12 protein-coding genes are annotated in these 14605 nt (G+C 39.1%); 3 read left to right on the top strand and 9 right to left on the bottom strand.

What is annotated here, in order from left to right:
* Nucleotides 1-132: 132 nt before the first annotated feature.
* The 9 genes from guaD to xdhA form a co-directional block, all read right to left on the bottom strand.
* Complete coding sequence (gene guaD / locus GAB14E_RS07330) at nucleotides 133-1458, bottom strand: guanine deaminase (RefSeq protein WP_033083227.1); 1326 nt, start codon at nucleotides 1456-1458, stop codon at nucleotides 133-135.
* 119 nt (nucleotides 1459-1577) lie between these two features.
* The gene (locus tag GAB14E_RS07335; RefSeq protein WP_033083226.1) at nucleotides 1578-2087 is read right to left on the bottom strand and encodes an ureidoglycolate lyase; all 510 of its coding nucleotides are present in this window, start codon (nucleotides 2085-2087) and stop codon (nucleotides 1578-1580) included.
* A 112-nt stretch (nucleotides 2088-2199) separates the two neighbouring features.
* Entirely contained in the window at nucleotides 2200-2541 is a 342-nt protein-coding gene (gene uraH / locus GAB14E_RS07340; RefSeq protein ID WP_033083225.1) for a hydroxyisourate hydrolase, read from the bottom strand.
* A 51-nt stretch (nucleotides 2542-2592) separates the two neighbouring features.
* Nucleotides 2593-3102, bottom strand: coding sequence for a 2-oxo-4-hydroxy-4-carboxy-5-ureidoimidazoline decarboxylase (gene uraD / locus GAB14E_RS07345; protein ID WP_033083224.1), 510 nt, complete (start codon nucleotides 3100-3102; stop codon nucleotides 2593-2595).
* 70 nt (nucleotides 3103-3172) lie between these two features.
* Complete coding sequence (gene alc, locus GAB14E_RS07350) at nucleotides 3173-4237, bottom strand: allantoicase (RefSeq protein WP_033083223.1); 1065 nt, start codon at nucleotides 4235-4237, stop codon at nucleotides 3173-3175.
* Nucleotides 4238-4346: 109 nt separating this feature from the next.
* A complete protein-coding gene (gene allB, locus GAB14E_RS07355; RefSeq protein WP_033083222.1) occupies nucleotides 4347-5702 on the bottom strand; it encodes an allantoinase AllB in 1356 nt (451 codons plus the stop codon).
* A gap of 95 nt (nucleotides 5703-5797) precedes the next feature.
* Entirely contained in the window at nucleotides 5798-6715 is a 918-nt protein-coding gene (gene xdhC, locus GAB14E_RS07360; protein WP_033083221.1) for a xanthine dehydrogenase accessory protein XdhC, read from the bottom strand.
* 13 nt (nucleotides 6716-6728) lie between these two features.
* Nucleotides 6729-9107, bottom strand: a complete 2379-nt coding sequence (xdhB, locus tag GAB14E_RS07365; RefSeq protein ID WP_033083220.1) for a xanthine dehydrogenase molybdopterin binding subunit — start codon at nucleotides 9105-9107, stop codon at nucleotides 6729-6731.
* A complete protein-coding gene (gene xdhA, locus GAB14E_RS07370) occupies nucleotides 9107-10576 on the bottom strand; it encodes a xanthine dehydrogenase small subunit (protein ID WP_033083219.1) in 1470 nt (489 codons plus the stop codon). Before xdhA ends, xdhB begins: the two co-directional genes overlap by 1 nt.
* Nucleotides 10577-11030: 454 nt before the next feature.
* Between xdhA and GAB14E_RS07375 the strand changes: the two genes are divergently transcribed.
* From GAB14E_RS07375 to GAB14E_RS0123230, 3 genes are all read left to right on the top strand, one after another.
* Nucleotides 11031-12713 carry an SUMF1/EgtB/PvdO family nonheme iron enzyme gene (locus tag GAB14E_RS07375; RefSeq protein ID WP_033083218.1) on the top strand — a complete coding sequence of 561 codons (1683 nt, stop codon included), beginning with the start codon at nucleotides 11031-11033 and terminating at the stop codon, nucleotides 12711-12713.
* Between the two features lie 568 nt (nucleotides 12714-13281).
* Nucleotides 13282-13881, top strand: coding sequence for a DUF3239 domain-containing protein (locus GAB14E_RS07380; protein ID WP_033083217.1), 600 nt, complete (start codon nucleotides 13282-13284; stop codon nucleotides 13879-13881).
* Between the two features lie 122 nt (nucleotides 13882-14003).
* Entirely contained in the window at nucleotides 14004-14567 is a 564-nt protein-coding gene (locus tag GAB14E_RS0123230; RefSeq protein WP_052093843.1) for a hypothetical protein, read from the top strand.
* Nucleotides 14568-14605 lie beyond the last annotated feature (38 nt).

Genomic DNA, 14605 nt, shown 5'->3' with positions numbered 1-14605 from the left:
TTTAAAAAATGATTCTTCTTAAGCGATGTTGCCTTAGACCCAGCTAGGCAACCGTCTGTTATATGTAGTACTGGTGTTTTTATTAGCTTCTTAGCTTGTAGTAAGTGAAGCCCTTTAATCTACCTTAGTGAATTAAATGCGTTCACCCATAATATGAGTGGCTTTAACATGCCTATCATCACCTAATATACTTAGGGCAAATAGTTTTTCTGTTAAGGTTTTACAGCGTTTAATACGTCTGTCCAGTAGCGGCGTTGCTTGGTAATCAAGCACGATAAAATCAGCTTCTGCACCTTTAGAAAAGTTCCCGATAGTACCTTCTAAATCTAAAGCAACCGCGCCACCTAGCGTCGCTAAATAGAATGATTTAAACGGGCTTAATTTATCGCCACGTAACTGTTGAGTTTTATAACCTTCATTTAATGTTGTTAACATTGAAAAGCTAGTACCTGCACCGATATCTGTACCTAAACCAACATTGAAATCGAACTCTTCAGCTTGTTTCAGGTTAAAGCAACCGCTACCTAGGAATAGGTTGGAAGTAGGGCAGAAGGCAACTGCTGAGTTTGTGTCGCTTAAACGCTGACATTCACTGTCATGTAAATGAACACCGTGAGCAAAAACACTACGGCGACCTAATAAGCTGCTTTTATCGTAAACATCTAGGTAGCCATCGCTGTCAGGGAATAATTCGCTAACCCAAGCAATTTCGTCTTTGTTCTCTGAAAGGTGAGTGTGCATATAAACATCAGGGAATTCTTTTAATAATTCACCGGCTTTGTTTAATTGCTCAGTTGAACACGTAGGCGCAAAACGAGGAGTAACCGCATAAAGTAAGCGATCTGTGTTATGCCATTTTTCAATTAATGCTTTGCTATCGGTATAGCCTGATTCTGTCGTATCTTGTAGATCATCTGGGCAGTTTTGGTTCATCAAAACTTTACCACAAATCATGCGTAGTTTTTTCTGTTGAGCAATAGTGAAAAAAGCTTCAACAGACTCTTTATGTACTGTACCGAAAACTAAAGCCGTAGTAGTACCAGCATCTAATAATTGTGTTAAGAAAAACTCAGCAACACGTTTACCGTGTTCAATATCGGAGAATTGTTTTTCTTCTGGGAAAGTATAGTTTTCTAACCACTCAAGTAATTGCTCACCGTATGAAGCGATCATTTCAGCTTGTGGATAATGTACATGAGTATCAATAAACCCGGGCATGATTAGGCCATTGTCATATTGAGTAACGCTAATATCTGCTGACAGAGTTTCTAGTAATTCGTGCGCATTACCTACTGCTTCAACTAAGCCATTTTTGATGACTAAAAGGCCATCTTCAAAATATTGGTAACTTTCTTCTTCAGATACTTTGGCCGGATCAGCTAGAAAATGCAGTATCTCACCGCGATACGCTTTGGTACCTGTGTTAGTTGAAGAACTGTTTGAAGTATTCTTAGTCATATTGGTAAACCTATTACTTATTTTATTGCTATTTATTTGTACTGCTATTTATTAATATTAGCTGCACTAAACTAATTTCTTTTTATAATCCGATTCATCAAGGTGAATCAAATTATTGATTATTCTGCTAGCGTGATAACGATTGAACCATCGAGTTTTTCAACATCGCAGTTATCGCCTTCACCGCCACGGTCAACAACTAAAAAATCGCTAACTTCATTCAGTGCTAAACAGAAGTGATGCCAAGTACCTTTATGGTAGTTAACGCCTTGTTCTGCTGTCGCTAGAAACACTTCAATTTTTGCAGTATCAAGCTCGCCTTTGGGTGCAACAACAACTACATAAGGTTGTTTGCCCGTAGGAATAAACGCTTGGCTGCCTAAAGGATGGCGTTCCATCATCTCGACAGGTAAAGGAAAAGCCAGCGGGGTGGAACGAAAAATATTAATCAAGGTTTTACCCTCTTGCTCAGCAACATCAACATCGGCAAGATTGTGATAACGCATAGTATGGCCATCATTAATGGCGAAATATTCAGCACTTTCGGACACTGAAATAACATCCCCATAAGCGGAGAAATTCTCTGCCGTTAGCTCTTGGGGTACAACATTAATGATTTTACGGGTCATCTTAATCTTCTCGGTTAATTATAATGCTTAGCGGTTAATATTTTTCTACTGGCTTGAAACTGGTTGTTCTTTATTGCTTTACTAAAACCTAGCTACTATTGCTAAGTAAAGCTTAGCTACCACGGTAAGTAGAGTAGCCATATGCTGTTAGCAATAATGGAATATGGTAATGAGTGCCGCTGCCATCAATTTCGAAAACGATATCAACGTAGGGGTAAAAGCCTTCCTCTTTGTTCGCTGCAAAATATTGTGCTGTGGCAAAATGCATACGGTAAACACCTGCTGGTAATTTTTCATCAGCAGGTAATAAACCAGGTAAACGACCGTCAGTATTGGTCACTCCGCCGTTTATCTCTTTCCAGCCTTCGCCGTTTTGGGCAAACAAAGTAATTGGAACATTTTGCGCAGGTAAACCACGGGTTGTATCTAATATGTGAGTAGTAATTTGACTCATGTTCTTTCCTTAAAAAATAGGCTTTAAAATCTTTGTAATGGGTACTACTGACTAGCTTTCAGCTAAGGCTTTAGTAATGCGCAGTTGGAAAATTTTACGTTGCTCTTCAGCTGCATTAACAAGCTCTTGCGCTCGGCTGTTTGGTAAACGTGCTTGTAATAAATCAGACATTTGTTGAGCGCTTTTGCCCGTTGCACAAACGATAAAGATAAAACCAAATTTGGCTTCGTAGTCGCTGTTACCTTGAGAAAGTACTTCCAGCACTGTGTCGTTTGCTTCTTTAACTAAACCTTGTTCGTTACCTGCTAACTCTTTGGTATTGGCATACTTTGCACGTAAGCTGCTCACATCACCAATTTTAGGGTGACCTTCAAAGGCTTCGAAATAATCTTGTTCAGTTAAACCTAACCAAGCATTATCAGCAGCTGTTTTAATCGCCTGCGTATTAGCAAATGGACGAGCTGCTACCATGTTGTTTACCCAAGTGCTTGAAGTACAACACTGCATAAACGTGTGGTTAGCATCAGCTGCGGGTAATTGGTTTAAATCTTCTAATAACATTTTTGTTTCCTTTATTACTATTTCTCTTTAATAACGGCATTTAAATAAATGCCGTTATTAAACGTGCTAACTAACCTTGGCGGTTACCAAAAACACGCATACGAGAAATACCACCATCAGGGAAGATACTTAAACGTACATGAGTGAAAGGCTGATCTTTTTCAACAATGATTTCTTTAGTGAATAAGTGTTCACGATGAGCATATAACTTAGTACTTGGAATAATTGCTGTCCAAGTCGCTTTTGCTGCGCTCTCAGTGAAGTCATCACTATCACTGATACAACCTTCAAGCATAAAGGTATCTGGGAAGTTACCTTTAAAGTGACAAGTATCAATGATTACTTTGTTGATGCTACCGGTAGCAGCAAGTTTAACAATGGACCAATCTGGACCGGGATCACGACGGCGTTTAGTTTCCCAACCATCACCCATGTTGGCGCCACGGCCAGGCATGATTAGGTTATTTTTGTCTGAAAAGAACATATCGCTTACTAATAATGCTTTGGCACCGTTTTTAATCGAAGCTAGATCGATTAGTTCACCGTCAACAAAGTCATTCCAGTTAACATCGGCTTCACCGTAAACACGGAAACGAGCAATACCGCCATCAGGGAACATGGTTAAACGAACGTGGGTAAATGCCGTGTCATTTGACTTTTCACCGTCAAGAACAAAAAGGTTTTGGCTATGCGCTTTAACATCAGTAGCTTCAAAAATTGTCTGCCAAACTGTATCTTCGTTTGGTTGAACTTCACTTACACAGGCTTCTACAGATACTTTTTCTGGCGCGTTGCCACGGAAATAGTTGGTATCGATATCGAAAGCGCGAATTACACCACTGATACCTAAACGAATAATACACCAATCAGAATCACGACCATTATTACGGCCATAACTTCTGCGTGATTCCCAACCGTCCATCCATTTACCACGTTCAGTAAATTTCTCTTCGATAAAAATACCACGGCCTACTTTAAGTAAGTTTTCCATTTCTGCAAAAAAATCATCACTACATGATAATGTTTCGCCACCAACTTTTTCGCTGGCTAAATCAACATAATGTGTTTTAAATTTCTGTTCTAATACCGCTTCTTCTGCCGACAATTTGTTTTGTGCTAACCAATCTTCAATCATTTTCTCTCTCCAGTTACAGCATTGTCAGGCAAGTCTTGGTCGACTCTGATACATTGCATGAATGTTAATTTTATTCTTTTTTATTTAGTGTTAAGTTTTTTTAAAAGCCTTATAACTGACCTTTTAGCAGTGGTCGACCCACTGGCGAATTAATGAATTCATCTTGTTGATAAACATGATGTCCACGGACAAAGGTATGGTTTACTTGACCAGTCACTTTACGTCCAGCATAAGGAGTAATGTTGTGTCTGTGTTTGATCATTTCAGTGGTAATGGTGTATTCAATAGTAGGATCAAATATGCAAAAATCTGCATGATTTCCTACTTTAATGGCACCTTTAATGCCGTCTAAACCAGCAAACTTAGCCGTTTCTAAAGACATCAAACGTGCTATATCGACTAAGGTAAAACCACGATTTTTGGCTTCAGTCCAAATTAACGATATACCAAACTGTAGTGCTGAAATTCCACCCCATGCTTTTTCAATATCACCGGTATCAATATGTTTTAATTCGGGTGTACAAGGAGAGTGATCAGAAACGATAAAGTCTAAACGGCCATCGGTAACTGCTTGCCATAAATGCTCACGGTTTTTGTTTTCACGGATTGGCGGACAACACTTGAATAGTGTTTTACCATCGGGAATATTTTCAGAGGCAATGGTTAAATAATGCGGGCAAGTTTCAGCAGTAAAACGTAAACCTTCTGCTTTTGCTTGCGCAATAGTGCTTAACGCTTCATCAGAAGATAAATGCACGATATGCACTTTACAGTTATCACCGGCTTCTTTTGATTCACGCGCCATATCTACCATCAAGGAGATAGCATTGTTTTCCCAACTTTTAGGTCGTGACTCTAAAAATGAGTTGTATTCTTTAGTGATTTCAACATCATCAAAATGACCACAATCAAGTTCTGCGTGAATCAAATAAGGTACATCATGTTTGGCTAATATAGGCATAGCAGCGCGCATATCTTTCGCTGCAACCGGTGGGAATTCTTCAATACCTGAATCAATCAAAAATGATTTAACACCTAAAACGCCGGCGGTTAATAAGTCATCAAGTTCATCAATATTATCAGGGATAACACCACCCCAGAAACCACAATCAACCCAAAGTTTATCGTGCACAGAGTCTAATTTTTCTTGAAAAGCAGCTTTAGTGGTTGTTACCGGAATACAATTTAATGGCATATCAACTAGGGCGGTGATACCACCAGCAGCAGCTGCTTGAGTCGCAGTATTAAAACCTTCCCACTCAGTACGACCAGGTTCGTTAATATGTACATGTGAATCTACTAGACCCGGCATAATAACTTGATCGCCAAAGTCTTTAACTTCACAGTTTAAGTCTTGTCCAAAAGGGTGAATAGCATGGATCAACTGGTCTTTAATTTCGACGCAGGCAGCGATCATTTTTCCGGCAATAACTACTTGTGTACTTTGTAGAGCAAAATGGGTCACCTTGCTACTCCTCTTAGTTTGATGGGCCTGGCTCAGCTTAATCACAATGGATCAAACTGAGTCAGGTTAGTAAATATGTGCGAGCATATTTTTATTTAAACTTTTTCGCTAACTTCTTTGCTAATTTTGGGGTTAACTAAGCTTTTCAATTCTTGCCAGGCAATGCCTTTTTTTGAGCTTTTTTCTTTGGCGTCTTTTTGTCTATTGGCGTCTGGATTGGCAACGCTATTGGCAGCTAGTTGCTTTTGATAAAGCTGAATGATTTCACCAGCCACTGACACGGCAACTTCCATTGGCAATTTGCCTTGTACTTGCGCTAAGCCAATAGGACAATTCATCTGCTCTACTAAGCTTTTTTCAATATCGCGGTGTTGAAATCTTTGTTGAAAACGACGCCATTTGGTATCCGAAGCAATCAAACCTGAATAGGAAAAATCAGCGCGTTTCAAAATGTTATGGCTAATGTCAAAGTCCAGTTGGTGGTTGTGTGTCATCACTATGTAGTAGCTATTTGTCGGCATGGTTGCTACTTCTTCAGCAGGATTTTCGCTAACAACAGCTGTGACATTTGAATAACTGTCGATATCATCAGGAAATTGCTCAACACGATTATCTACCCAAGTAATGCTACAAGGTAAGCCCGCAAGAATAGGGATTAATGCTTTACCCACATGGCCTGCACCAAATAAGATAATGTTGGCACCGCTCGCGCTAAAACACTCAAATAATACGCTGGCATCACCACCGCAACATTGGCCTAATTGGGCACCCAATTGAAAATGCTCAAGTTGTTGACAAGCTTCACCGCCAGTTAATAACTGATGAGCATGTTTAATCACCTTATGTTCAAGGTGACCACCACCAATAGTGTCAAAAATATCTTCATTGGTTATCACCATTTTGGTGCCACTATTACGCGGTGTTGAACCGGTTACACCGACAATTGTCGCAACAACATAGGCTTTGCCTTGTTTGTTTAGTTGGTGTACTGCACCGGTCCAATTCATTTTCATGATGATATTCCTATTACTTCGTCGCGGCTGTTGCTTTAAGCGCTTCAACAGCAAACAGAACACGTTCAGGTGTAGCAGGTGTGTCTAGTTTAGGGCTAACTTTGTAGTCAGCTACACTGGCAACAGCATCTTTCAATGCAGACCAAACAGCCATACCTAACATAAACGGTGGTTCACCTACTGCTTTAGAATTGTAGATGGTGCGCTCTGGATTTGGTGCATCTGGTACTAACGCTACGCGGAAGTCTTCAGGTGCATCGTTAATCGCTGGGATTTTGTATGTTGCTGGGTTGTTTGAAAGTAAACGACCTTGTTCATTCCATACTAGCTCTTCAGTAGTTAACCAACCCATGCCCTGAACAAAAGCACCTTCGATTTGACCGATATCAATTGCTGGATTAATTGAAGCACCAACATCTTGTAAGATATCAGTACGTACAGTTTTGTATTCACCTGTTAAGGTATCAATGATTACTTCAGAAACACATGCCCCGGTTGCGAAGTAGAAGAACGGACGTCCTTTACCGCTAGCACGATCATAATGAATCTTAGGTGTTTTGTAGAAGCCGGTAGAAGATAATGAAACACGATTCATGTAAGCAATTTGAGAGAATTCAGCAAAGCTAAAAGTTTGCTCACCAACAATAACATTGTTGTTTTCAAATTGAACTTGTTGCGCTTCAACGTCATATTTCTCACAAGCAAAGTCAATTAAGCGTTGTTTGATGGTTTTAGCCGCCGCTTCAGCCGCTTTACCATTTAAGTCAGTGCCTGAAGAGGCCGCTGTAGGCGATGAGTTTGGCACTTTATCAGTACGAGCAGCAGAACAAGCAACCGTATCAACATCAACTTGGAATTCTTGTGCAACAATTTGTGCTACTTTAGTATTCAAGCCTTGACCCATTTCACTACCACCATGGCTTAAGTGAATTGTGCCATCAGTGTAGACATGAACTAGAGCACCCGCTTGGTTTAAATGCTGAACAGTAAAAGAAATTCCAAATTTAACGGGTGTTAAGGCAATGCCTTTTTTCAGTATGCTGTTATTTGCATTATATTCAGTGATTGCTTTACGACGTGCTTGGTAATCTGAACTTTCTTCTAACGATTCAATGATCTCGCTTAAGTTATTATGTTCAACTGTTTGATCATAATGAGTAACGTTACGTTCTTCTTTACCGTATAAGTTAATTTTGCGGATTGCTAATGGATCTTTACCAAGGTGACGAGCAATTTCATCCATGATTAATTCGATAGTCATCATACCTTGAGGACCACCAAAACCACGGTAAGCGGTATGAGAAACAGTGTTTAGTTTACAACGGTTACCGGTAATAGTTGCTTGATCTAAGTAGTAAGCGTTATCAGAGTGGAACATTGCTCTATCAACAATCGCATCAGATAAATCTGGTGAGTAACCACAGTTACCATTTACTTCGATGTTGATGCCTTTAATTTGACCTTTTTCGTCAAAACCAACGGTGTAGTTGTTTTCAAAGGGGTGACGTTTACCTGTCATTACCATATCGTCTAAACGTGCTAACTTAAACTTAACAGGGCGGCCTGTTGCATTAGCAAGTAAAGCGGCAATACATGCCCAAGGTGCAGCTTGTGTTTCTTTACCACCGAAACCACCACCCATACGGCGCATATCCACTAATACTTTGTTTAGTGGAATATCAAGTACTTCAGCCACTAACTTTTGCACTTCACTTGGATGTTGTGAAGAAGTGAATATGTTCATGCCACCATCTTCAGTAGGCTCTGCCGTTGAAACTTGACCTTCAAGATACATATGCTCTTGACCACCAACTTTGATTTCACCGGATAATTGATGTGCTGCAGCAGCAATAGCTGAGTCTGAATCGCCACGTTTCAAACTATGTGGAGGACGAACAAAATTCTTCTTAGCTAAAGCGTCTTTCACTGTCAGTACTGCTTCAAGTTCTTCATACTCAACTTTTGCAAGTTTAACGGCTTTACGCGCAAGATCGAAACTTGTTGCGGCAACGGCGAACAGTGGTTGACCAACAAATTCTACTTTACCAATAGCTAATACTGGATCTCCTGGGAATACCGGACCGATATCAGTATGACCTGGTACATCTTCAACGGTAATTACTTTTACAACACCTTTTGCCGCTTTAACAGCAGATAAGTCCATTGAAATGATGTTAGCGTGTGCCATGGTTGATTGACCAACCGCCGCATGTAATTCGCCACGAAGAGATGGACGGTCATCAACATAAATTGCTTCACCAGCTACTTGCTTGTCAGCACTTTCATGTTTTTTAGAGCGACCTACACCGCCTAGACCAATATTTTTTTGTCCGTTAACTACATCTTTGTCAGCGTTCGAACTTGCTTTTTTTACATCAATAAGACTACGCATTAGTAATTCACCACTCGTGTTTCAATAGCTTTTCTTTTATGGGCACTTTGTAGCTCTAAATAGCATTTCTCGATAAGGTTTTGAGCTACTGTCATACGATACTTATCAGTAGCACGTACATCAGTCATCGGTTGGAAGTCAGTCGCTAAGGCTGCTTTAGCTTGTGCTACAGACTCTTTTGTTAAGTTATTACCTAATAATGCAGCTTCTGCCGCTGGACCACGCTTAGGAATACCAGCCATACCGCCGAACGCTAAACGTACATTGGTAACTTTTTCGCCATCTTGTTCAATGAAGAACGCTGCTAATACCGCAGAAATATCATCATCTAAACGCTTAGATATCTTGTACAGCTTAAGTGTTTGACCAGCAACAGGCTTAGGAATTGTAATAGACTTGATAAATTCAGATGTTTTCAGAACTGTTTTCTTGTAATCAAGGAAGAAGTCTTCAACTAAGATAGTACGTTCTGTGCCGTTAAGGTGAAGAGTCATCGTTGCACCTAAAGCGATTAAAGCGGGTGGCATATCGCCGATAGGTGAAGCGTTACCTACGTTGCCGCCTAAAGTACCAGTGTTACGAACTTGTTTCGCACCGATACGCTCAATCATGTCACCAAGATCAGGGTAGTGGTGGTGTAAAGTATCGATAAAGTCACTGTATGGTAATGCAGAGCCGATAACTATTTCAGACTCAGTTTCTTCAATAGTGGTTAATTCAGCAACGTTACCAACATACACTAGCTTTTTGACAACGGCTAAGTTTTGGGTAACTGAAAGGGCTAAATCGGTACCACCAGCAACTAACGTCGATTTAGGTTCGTTAGTTAATTCAATCGCTAGCTCATCAATGTTCTGCGGAGCGATATAAGTATTACCATTGCCATTTAAGCTAGGCGTTGGTAATTTCTCTAGTTCAGTAAGTGTTATTATTGTTTGTTGGTAATGCTTAGCAAAAGAATCTTCTTGGTTGGCTTCGCTAGAAGTCATTGCCGCCTCAATAATTGAGCGGTAACCAGTACAACGACATAAATTTCCTGCTAATGCTTCTAAAACTTCAGCACGATTTGGTTTTTGATTATGTTTGTGTAAAGCAAATGATGACATAACAAAACCAGGGGTACAGAAGCCACATTGTGAACCATGGTTATCAACAATAGTTTGCTGAGCATGGTGCAATTTAGCGCCATCTTTTAAGTCTTCAACGGTAATTAACTGTTTGCCATGTAAATTACCGATAAAAGTAATACAGGAGTTAATTGATTTATAAGTTAGTTGCTCACTATTTTCAGTATCTAGCTCTGCTAGTACCACCGTACAGGCACCGCAGTCACCAGAAGCACAACCTTCTTTGGTACCAGACTTAAATTGCTCTTCACGTAAATATTGTAAAACCGTTAGATTTGGATCTAAGTTTTCAATTTCTACTAGCTCGTTGTTTAACAGGAATTTTATTGTATTTACTACCATTATTCTTTCCGCTTTAATTTTGATTTTTGTATCGATTTGAATATTCGTATGGATTCACTATAGCAGAATCGATAGTTGACACAAGTGTCAGGTTTGATTTTTTATAACTTTAACTTTTCATCAGGTGAACTAAGCTTTGATTTTTTTTGTTAAAAAGGGAGCGTTTTATAACTGATGTTTAGCAAACAAATGCTTGAAAAATAGCAACCTTTAGCTGACTTTTATTAATCAATGAGATGTTGAATTAACTAAATTCTATTTTGAGCGTTCTGTGTGTGTGAATTTCACTATATGAAATTAAGGAAATTAAAACATGATCTTACAGATATTCATTACAGCTCCATAAAATATATTTTTCTATAATTTTTCTATTTTTATGAATAATTAATTTTTTAATAGGACTTTTATGGTTGTTTTTTTCATTGTGGTGTTCTCATTAAAAAGGAAGCACGAAATGAAATTTAATAAATGTGTAACGGCGCTATTTTTATCTGTCGCTAGCCAGACACTTCTTGTCGGGGAAATTTATGCCGCTGGAGCTAATGCTGATGGGAAAGAGTCAGCCATCGAACCTATCATGGCGACCATTCCCGCTGGCAGTTTTGAGATGGGCTCAGTAGCGAGCGAAAACTCGCAACCGCTACATCAAGTTAATGTTAGTGAATTTAGCATGGGTAAATATGAAGTGACGGTGAATGAGTTTCGTCAATTTGTAGAAGCCACCAATTACGCGGTACCACAAGAATGTCGCCATCAACTCAATGGTTGGTTTAGGGCTTATTCAAAAGGTAACTGGGAAACTAATGCTTTAAATACCAGTGAATTTCAGCCTGTGGTTTGCATTAATTGGCAAGCAGCTAATGCTTACACCAAGTGGTTAGCAAAAGAGACGGGTAAACCGTATCGTTTACCTACCGAAGCTGAGTGGGAATATGCTGCCCGAGCGGGCACTAAAACCGATTACTTCTTTGGTGATGATACGGAGCTAACTAAAGTCTGTGACTATGCCAATACGGCAGACTTAACGGGTGAGACTGTTTTACAACGTGATAGTAATACCAGTTATTATAATTGGTCGGGTGATATGTCAAATTGCAATGACCACTCGGCTTATGCAAGCATTGTTGGCATGTATAAAGCCAATCAATTTGGCTTACATGATGTGGTGAGTAACGTATTAGAGATGCTTGCTGATTGTCGAAGTGAAGATTATAGCAATACCCCAACCGATGGTTCAGCTTTCATCGATGAAAAGTGTGAACGTCGTTCTACTCGTGGTGGCAGTTGGCACTGGAGTCACTCACCTTTAGCACAACGCGGTAGTATTCCAGAAGATTTCTCTGGTGGTGTTGATGGTTTTAGACTAGCCCTTGATGGTAAAGCGCCATCGTTATCTTCAGCGAGTAAAAAGTTCTTAGCAAAATTAACCTTTGCTCAACAACAAGAACAAAAGCGATGGGATATACAGCCGGCTTTCCCTGATGCGGTCAGTAATGTAAAAATTGAGCAAGATGACAAGTCAGTCACTATCCGTTGGGATAAAAGCCAACAAGAAAATGTTGAAAGCTACCGTGTTTACCGTAATGAAGTGACCGGTGGCATGTTCAAACTGTTAGCGACGAATTTAACTAACACTAGTTTCACTGAGCCAAAAATGGGTTTAATGAAATATGACTACGCGGTGGTTGCGGTAAGTTTTCATCAACAAAGTCATTATAGTGAAGTATCTACTGAAGCGGGTTGGGTTGAAATTCCAGGACGTGTTGAAGCTGAGTGGGCTGCCCAGTCGAGTGATAGCTCGCTGACACGTACTTCAGATGACGATGGCGGTTACAACTTCACTGGCGTGGGTGGTATTGGTGCTGAAGCACAATTTACTTATCAAATAGACGTACCAGAAGCGGGTCTATATAAATTGGCATATCGAGTAGCTACGCCACGTGATACCAAGGGTTTTGAAGTCTTAGCTAATGATAAAAAAGTCGGCGTTGATCTCGTGACTGCAACAGGTGGTTATCATGAATGGCAGACTCAGCAAGGTTTGAAAGTTCCATTGAAAAAGGGTAAAAATACCGTGATATTGAAATCATTGGATAATAACTGGAAGCTTAATTGGTTAACGCTAACTAAGAGTTAATATTTTAGTTAACTAGTCAGTTATAAAGCATAAAGGCAGCACTTAGCCCACTAAGTACTGCCTTTATGTGAGGTAGAGTGTATTAGATCAATCCAGAGTAGAGTCTTATTGTTAATAGGATTTTAGTAAGCCTGACCGTTGAAAAAACCACCATAGTGATCGTTCATAATTAAATTAATAATGACCACTTTGTGCGCTTAGTTGACATTAGCCACAAGTATATTTTCTAATGAATAATTTCTCTATTGTTTAATAATGAACTGACTAAGAACTTGGCACGATATGTAATACCAATTTCAGGCTTGTTTATCCCAACTTAATTAACAATCCTTTGTTTTTAATACTTATATTTTGCTTGAATCGTTTACATAACGTGCCATTTTTTGGCTCATATATCTTGCGGCACGATATGTAAATTTATAGGCGGAGTTGAATGCAACCAAACTTACTGGTAAGTTACTAAAATTATTATAAAAAGTATTGTGTGCGAACGCTTTAAGCCGAAATTGTCGACGGTTTAATTCGAGATGTGCACTAATACACTGTTATGTATTTAAAGGATGTCCGTGTGAAATTTACGTTAGACAATGATACTTCCCCCACTAATAAGTCAGAGATTATACTCGAACCGTTAAACTGGCTAAAATATAAGTCAGGAATAGCGATTCCTTTAGCTCTATCCGTATTGATTTGTACTTACTTTACTTACAGTTATAACAAGTACTTTTTTATAGCTGTTTTAGTTTTAGTGCTTATAAATGTATTTTACTGGTTAAGAATTAAGGAGCATTTTAAAGCTGATTCGACCCCTGCGATTGTCATTTCAGAAACCCCTCCTTTATTAGCTGTTTACACAAATATGGCAAAATATGGTGATTATTACCCTGCAATTAAAATTGAAAAATTTATTAATAAAAACAACTATAAAATAGGGAGTAAAGTGGCAACTGCTTCTATTTACTCCGTAGGAAATGAGGAGAACGATTATTGGGCTGATTTTCATCCACTCCCAGTTAATTATGCTACTAGCAATGAAGCACAACTAAACTTTTCGCTATTATCTTTCTCGGAGGATGAGTGGCAGGAACTTCAGGCAGGTATAAATCAGTTAAGTGCTACGAAAACTGAAGGGTTGTATAAAATAACAAATTCTAGCAGTTGTTGGTAAATACATAACAAGCTGTTAAAGCAGGACAAAATTCAGTTGGCTGTTTTTCGTTCCTCAAACATTTTAGCCAACAGTAATTTTCCGCTTATTGCGGCGTTATGTTTCACACGGAATCTTCGAGTATGCTCAAATATTCAGATCTTTTTGAAAATGAAGTCTTAAATTACTTAGGTGATTATCTCGACTTTGAATTATCAAACTTAGATAAATATACAGACTGGATAAAATTAACTCCAAGCTATCATGCAGAAGTCATTGCTGGAGAAGGTTCAGGAGGTTTTTATGTTGCTTACGGTGAAGATGAAACGGAAAACAAACCTATATTATTTATTTCATCTGAAGGGCAAGCCGGAAAACTTGCAAACAACCTTTCTGAGTTCATAGCTATGATAATTGAAATTCCATATTGGTTTGACTTGCTTAAATTTTCAGGTGGTGGGCAATTATCTGAAATGAGGAAAGCAGCTCATTTTATGTTTTCTGAATTCAATGAAGATTATCCTGATTACGAGGAAGCTAAAGCTATATTAAAAAGTAAACTGGTTCTTCCTAACATCTCAGATCCAATTGGCTTGCTACATTCTTGTATGCATAATTCTGATTGTACGGTTTTAGCTAGTGATGGTTTGGAATATGAGTCATTGTTCAACACATCCGTTTCATCTGACAACAATGCGTGGAAGTGAAACATAACAAGCTAATTTGCCCATTATTAGGACGTTAT

This window comes from Colwellia psychrerythraea, assembly GCF_000764185.1.
Taxonomy (GTDB): Bacteria; Pseudomonadota; Gammaproteobacteria; order Enterobacterales; family Alteromonadaceae; genus Colwellia; species Colwellia psychrerythraea_B.
The sequence above is the reverse complement of the archived record's forward strand: the minus strand, read 5'-3'. Positions and strand labels throughout refer to the sequence as shown.

Bases quoted from the DNA above. Each gene is read 5' to 3' on its own strand.
- xdhB (WP_033083220.1), bottom strand. From the start codon at position 9,107: ATGCGTAGTCTTATTGATGTAAAAAAAGCAAGTTCGAACGCTGACAAA.
- GAB14E_RS0123230 (WP_052093843.1), top strand. From the start codon at position 14,004: ATGCTCAAATATTCAGATCTTTTTGAAAATGAAGTCTTAAATTACTTA.
- alc (WP_033083223.1), bottom strand. From the start codon at position 4,237: ATGATTGAAGATTGGTTAGCACAAAACAAATTGTCGGCAGAAGAAGCG.
- guaD (WP_033083227.1), bottom strand. From the start codon at position 1,458: ATGACTAAGAATACTTCAAACAGTTCTTCAACTAACACAGGTACCAAA.
- uraH (WP_033083225.1), bottom strand. From the start codon at position 2,541: ATGAGTCAAATTACTACTCACATATTAGATACAACCCGTGGTTTACCT.
- uraD (WP_033083224.1), bottom strand. From the start codon at position 3,102: ATGTTATTAGAAGATTTAAACCAATTACCCGCAGCTGATGCTAACCAC.
- xdhC (WP_033083221.1), bottom strand. From the start codon at position 6,715: ATGAAAATGAATTGGACCGGTGCAGTACACCAACTAAACAAACAAGGC.
- xdhA (WP_033083219.1), bottom strand. From the start codon at position 10,576: ATGGTAGTAAATACAATAAAATTCCTGTTAAACAACGAGCTAGTAGAA.
- GAB14E_RS07375 (WP_033083218.1), top strand. From the start codon at position 11,031: ATGAAATTTAATAAATGTGTAACGGCGCTATTTTTATCTGTCGCTAGC.
- GAB14E_RS07335 (WP_033083226.1), bottom strand. From the start codon at position 2,087: ATGACCCGTAAAATCATTAATGTTGTACCCCAAGAGCTAACGGCAGAG.